Origin of the sequence: Streptococcus vulneris (assembly GCF_019218685.1) — a bacterium.
Taxonomy (GTDB): domain Bacteria; phylum Bacillota; class Bacilli; order Lactobacillales; family Streptococcaceae; genus Streptococcus; species Streptococcus vulneris.
In genome coordinates, this window is sequence record NZ_JAHUZC010000020.1 from 1 (window position 1) to 4,646 (window position 4,646).

At 50.3% G+C, this 4,646-nt stretch carries 1 tRNA gene and 3 rRNA genes; all 4 read right to left on the reverse strand.

Going from position 1 to position 4,646, the window contains the following annotated elements:
* Position 1 precedes the first annotated feature (1 nt).
* Positions 2–117 (reverse strand): 5S ribosomal RNA (rrf, locus tag KUA57_RS09325).
* 76 nt (positions 118–193) lie between these two features.
* Positions 194–3,095, reverse strand: a 23S ribosomal RNA gene (locus KUA57_RS09330).
* A gap of 124 nt (positions 3,096–3,219) precedes the next feature.
* Positions 3,220–3,292 (reverse strand) — tRNA-Ala (locus tag KUA57_RS09335).
* Between the two features lie 51 nt (positions 3,293–3,343).
* Positions 3,344–4,646: ribosomal RNA gene (locus KUA57_RS09340) — 16S ribosomal RNA — on the reverse strand; the annotation flags it as partial.

Consider the following 4,646-nt stretch of genomic DNA (forward strand, 5'->3'; position numbering starts at 1 on the left):
AGCTAAGCGACTTCCATATCTCACAGGGGGCAACCCCCAACTACTTCCGGCGTTCTAGGGCTTAACTTCTGTGTTCGGCATGGGTACAGGTGTATCTCCTAGGCTATCGTCACTTAACTCTGAGTAATACCTACTCAAAATTGAATATCTATTCAAACTAAGAAAACCGTTCGCTTTCATATTCTCAGTTACTTTGGATAAGTCCTCGAGCTATTAGTATTAGTCCGCTACATGTGTCGCCACACTTCCACTTCTAACCTATCTACCTGATCATCTCTCAGGGCTCTTACTGATATAAAATCATGGGAAATCTCATCTTGAGGTGGGTTTCACACTTAGATGCTTTCAGCGTTTATCCCTTCCCTACATAGCTACCCAGCGATGCCTTTGGCAAGACAACTGGTACACCAGCGGTAAGTCCACTCTGGTCCTCTCGTACTAGGAGCAGATCCTCTCAAATTTCCTACGCCCGCGACGGATAGGGACCGAACTGTCTCACGACGTTCTGAACCCAGCTCGCGTGCCGCTTTAATGGGCGAACAGCCCAACCCTTGGGACCGACTACAGCCCCAGGATGCGACGAGCCGACATCGAGGTGCCAAACCTCCCCGTCGATGTGAACTCTTGGGGGAGATAAGCCTGTTATCCCCAGGGTAGCTTTTATCCGTTGAGCGATGGCCCTTCCATACGGAACCACCGGATCACTAAGCCCGACTTTCGTCCCTGCTCGAGTTGTAGCTCTCGCAGTCAAGCTCCCTTATACCTTTACACTCTGCGAATGATTTCCAACCATTCTGAGGGAACCTTTGGGCGCCTCCGTTACCTTTTAGGAGGCGACCGCCCCAGTCAAACTGCCCGTCAGACACTGTCTCCGATAGGGATCACCTATCCGGGTTAGAGTGGCCATAACACAAGGGTAGTATCCCAACAACGTCTCCTTCGAAACTGGCGTCCCGATCTCATAGACTCCTACCTATCCTGTACATGTGGTACAGACACTCAATATCAAACTGCAGTAAAGCTCCATGGGGTCTTTCCGTCCTGTCGCGGGTAACCTGCATCTTCACAGGTACTAAAATTTCACCGAGTCTCTCGTTGAGACAGTGCCCAAATCATTACGCCTTTCGTGCGGGTCGGAACTTACCCGACAAGGAATTTCGCTACCTTAGGACCGTTATAGTTACGGCCGCCGTTTACTGGGGCTTCAATTCATACCTTCGCTTACGCTAAGCACTCCTCTTAACCTTCCAGCACCGGGCAGGCGTCACCCCCTATACATCATCTTACGATTTAGCAGAGAGCTGTGTTTTTGATAAACAGTTGCTTGGGCCTATTCACTGCGGCTGACGTAAAGTCAGCACCCCTTCTCCCGAAGTTACGGGGTCATTTTGCCGAGTTCCTTAACGAGAGTTCTCTCGCTCACCTGAGGCTACTCGCCTCGACTACCTGTGTCGGTTTGCGGTACGGGTAGAGTATGTTTAAACGCTAGAAGCTTTTCTTGGCAGTGTGACGTCACTAACTTCGCTACTAAACTTCGCTCCCCATCACAGCTCAATGTTATAGATATAAGCATTTGACTCATATCACACCTCACTGCTTAGACAGACACTTCCAATCGTCTGCTTTAGTTAGCCTACTGCGTCCCTCCATCACTACATACTCTAGTACAGGAATATCAACCTGTTGTCCATCGGATACACCTTTCGGTCTCTCCTTAGGTCCCGACTAACCCAGGGCGGACGAGCCTTCCCCTGGAAACCTTAGTCTTACGGTGGACAGGATTCTCACCTGTCTTTCGCTACTCATACCGGCATTCTCACTTCTATGCGTTCCAGCACTCCTCACGGTACACCTTCATCACACATAGAACGCTCTCCTACCATACCTATAAAGGTATCCACAGCTTCGGTAAATTGTTTTAGCCCCGGTACATTTTCGGCGCAGGGTCACTCGACTAGTGAGCTATTACGCACTCTTTGAATGAATAGCTGCTTCTAAGCTAACATCCTAGTTGTCTGTGCAACCCCACATCCTTTTCCACTTAACAATTATTTTGGGACCTTAGCTGGTGGTCTGGGCTGTTTCCCTTTCGACTACGGATCTTAGCACTCGCAGTCTGACTGCCGACCATAATTCATTGGCATTCGGAGTTTATCTGAGATTGGTAATCCGGGATGGACCCCTCACCCAAACAGTGCTCTACCTCCAAGAATCTCTAATGTCGACGCTAGCCCTAAAGCTATTTCGGAGAGAACCAGCTATCTCCAAGTTCGTTTGGAATTTCTCCGCTACCCACAAGTCATCCAAGCACTTTTCAACGTGCCCTGGTTCGGTCCTCCAGTGCGTCTTACCGCACCTTCAACCTGCTCATGGGTAGGTCACATGGTTTCGGGTCTACGTCATGATACTAAGGCGCCCTATTCAGACTCGGTTTCCCTACGGCTCCGTCTCTTCAACTTAACCTCGCATCATAACGTAACTCGCCGGTTCATTCTACAAAAGGCACGCTCTCACCCATTAACGGGCTCGAACTTGTTGTAGGCACACGATTTCAGGTTCTATTTCACTCCCCTCCCGGGGTGCTTTTCACCTTTCCCTCACGGTACTGGTTCACTATCGGTCACTAGGGAGTATTTAGGGTTGGGAGATGGTCCTCCCAGATTCCGACGGGATTTCACGTGTCCCGCCGTACTCAGGATACTGCTAGGTACAAAGACTATTTTAAATACGAGGCTATTACTCTCTTTGGCTGATCTTCCCAAATCATTCTTCTATAATCTTTGAGTCCACATTGCAGTCCTACAACCCCGAAGAGTAAACTCTTCGGTTTGCCCTCCTGCCGTTTCGCTCGCCGCTACTAAGGCAATCGCTTTTGCTTTCTCTTCCTGCAGCTACTTAGATGTTTCAGTTCACTGCGTCTTCCTCCTCACATCCTTAACAGATGTGGGTAACAGGTAGTACCTGTTGGGTTCCCCCATTCGGAAATCCCTGGATCATCGCTTACTTACAGCTACCCAAGGCATATCGTCGTTTGTCACGTCCTTCTTCGGCTCCTAGTGCCAAGGCATCCACCGTGCGCCCTTATTAACTTAACCTTATTTTCTGACCTTTCAGTCATAAACTCTTATTAATACTACAGCGTTTTCGGTTTATTTTCTTGTTACTATTTGATATAGATATTCAATTTTCAATGTGCATTACTTGGTGATCTCTCACCAATGGAGCCTAGCGGGATCGAACCGCTGACCTCCTGCGTGCAAAGCAGGCGCTCTCCCAGCTGAGCTAAGGCCCCACAAGACCTCTCAAGACTAAACAAGACCAATGCGCAGTTCCTTATCCTTAGAAAGGAGGTGATCCAGCCGCACCTTCCGATACGGCTACCTTGTTACGACTTCACCCCAATCATCTATCCCACCTTAGGCGGCTGGCTCCTAAAAGGTTACCTCACCGACTTCGGGTGTTACAAACTCTCGTGGTGTGACGGGCGGTGTGTACAAGGCCCGGGAACGTATTCACCGCGGCGTGCTGATCCGCGATTACTAGCGATTCCGACTTCATGTAGGCGAGTTGCAGCCTACAATCCGAACTGAGACTGGCTTTAAGAGATTAGCTTGCCGTCACCGGCTTGCGACTCGTTGTACCAGCCATTGTAGCACGTGTGTAGCCCAGGTCATAAGGGGCATGATGATTTGACGTCATCCCCACCTTCCTCCGGTTTATTACCGGCAGTCTCGCTAGAGTGCCCAACTGAATGATGGCAACTAACAATAGGGGTTGCGCTCGTTGCGGGACTTAACCCAACATCTCACGACACGAGCTGACGACAACCATGCACCACCTGTCACCTCTGTCCCGAAGGAAAGCTCTATCTCTAGAGCGGTCAGAGGGATGTCAAGACCTGGTAAGGTTCTTCGCGTTGCTTCGAATTAAACCACATGCTCCACCGCTTGTGCGGGCCCCCGTCAATTCCTTTGAGTTTCAACCTTGCGGTCGTACTCCCCAGGCGGAGTGCTTAATGCGTTAGCTGCGGCACTAAACCCCGGAAAGGGTCTAACACCTAGCACTCATCGTTTACGGCGTGGACTACCAGGGTATCTAATCCTGTTTGCTCCCCACGCTTTCGAGCCTCAGCGTCAGTTACAAGCCAGAGAGCCGCTTTCGCCACCGGTGTTCCTCCATATATCTACGCATTTCACCGCTACACATGGAATTCCACTCTCCCCTCTTGCACTCAAGTTAAACAGTTTCCAAAGCGTACTATGGTTAAGCCACAGCCTTTAACTTCAGACTTATCTAACCGCCTGCGCTCGCTTTACGCCCAATAAATCCGGACAACGCTCGGGACCTACGTATTACCGCGGCTGCTGGCACGTAGTTAGCCGTCCCTTTCTGGTAAGATACCGTCACAGTGTGAACTTTCCACTCTCACACTCGTTCTTCTCTTACAACAGAGCTTTACGATCCGAAAACCTTCTTCACTCACGCGGCGTTGCTCGGTCAGACTTCCGTCCATTGCCGAAGATTCCCTACTGCTGCCTCCCGTAGGAGTCTGGGCCGTGTCTCAGTCCCAGTGTGGCCGATCACCCTCTCAGGTCGGCTATGTATCGTCGCCTTGGTGAGCCGTTACCCCACCAACTAGCTAATAC